This is a genomic window from Streptomyces sp. KR55 (genome assembly GCF_052245645.1).
GTDB classification, from domain to species: domain Bacteria; phylum Actinomycetota; class Actinomycetes; order Streptomycetales; family Streptomycetaceae; genus Streptomyces; species Streptomyces flavusporus.
Genome location: NZ_JBQQCE010000969.1, coordinates 1 through 852, shown reverse-complemented (window position 1 = coordinate 852; position 852 = coordinate 1). Strand labels below are relative to the sequence as shown.

2 protein-coding genes are annotated in these 852 nt (G+C 73.5%); both read left to right on the top strand.

Annotated features, from left to right (window positions below; genetic code table 11):
- Nucleotides 1–198: sigma factor-like helix-turn-helix DNA-binding protein (locus ACTWQJ_RS51855; protein ID WP_443313274.1), on the top strand; the 198-nt coding region annotated here is incomplete at its 5' end.
- Nucleotides 195–852 (top strand): anti-sigma factor family protein (locus ACTWQJ_RS51850; protein WP_443313273.1); only part of this gene is annotated, 658 nt, incomplete at its 3' end. The genes ACTWQJ_RS51855 and ACTWQJ_RS51850, both read left to right, overlap by 4 nt.

The window sequence follows — 852 nt, the reverse complement described above, 5'->3', positions numbered from 1 at the left end:
TGCGACATCGAAGGACTGTCGTACGAGGAGATCGCCGCGACGCTCGGTGTGAAACTCGGCACGGTCCGCTCCCGGATCCACCGTGGCCGTTCGCAGCTGCGCAAGGCCCTCGCGCACCGCTCGCCGGAGGCGCGCGCCGAGCGCCGCTCCTTCGTGGCCCGCGTTCCCGCTCTGGGGGGAGGGGGCGCGTCCGCGTGAGTGGATCACGGCCGAACCCTGCCGAGGGACACCTCGCAGAGCAGCATCTGGGAGACCGACTCGCCGCCCTGGTCGACGGCGAGCTCGGTCATGACACGCGTGAGCGCGTGCTGGCGCACGTGGCGACCTGCCCGAAGTGCAAGGCGGAGGTCGAAGCCCAGCGCCGGCTGAAGAACGTCTTCGCGGAGGCCGCCCCGCCGCCGCCCTCCGAGAGCTTCCTGGCGCGCCTTCAGGGATTGCCCGGGGGAGGTGACTGCAACGGCGGTGTACCGCCGGTCGGGGGAGGATTCGGCGGCGGACTCCCCGGACGCACCGGGACGCCCGGCGTCTTCGGCCTGAGGCGCGGCGAGCGCTTCGAGTTCGACTACGTCCCTGCCGCCTCCCACGCACCCGTACTCCCGACCTCCGGCGCACAGCGGGGCTTCCGTATCCATGACGTCGGCCGCAGCGAGGCCGAGCGCGCGGCGGCCTCGCGCGGGCGACGGTTCGCGTTCGTCGCCGCCGGTGCGGTGTCGCTGGCCGCGATCGCGCTGGGCGGCGTCACCACGGGCGCGCCGGGCGACACGGACGCCCGCGGCGGCTCCGGGAACGGCAGCAATGTGACGCCGATGTGTACGCCGGGAGCGGGAGCAACGAAGGTGCCCGACAACCAGA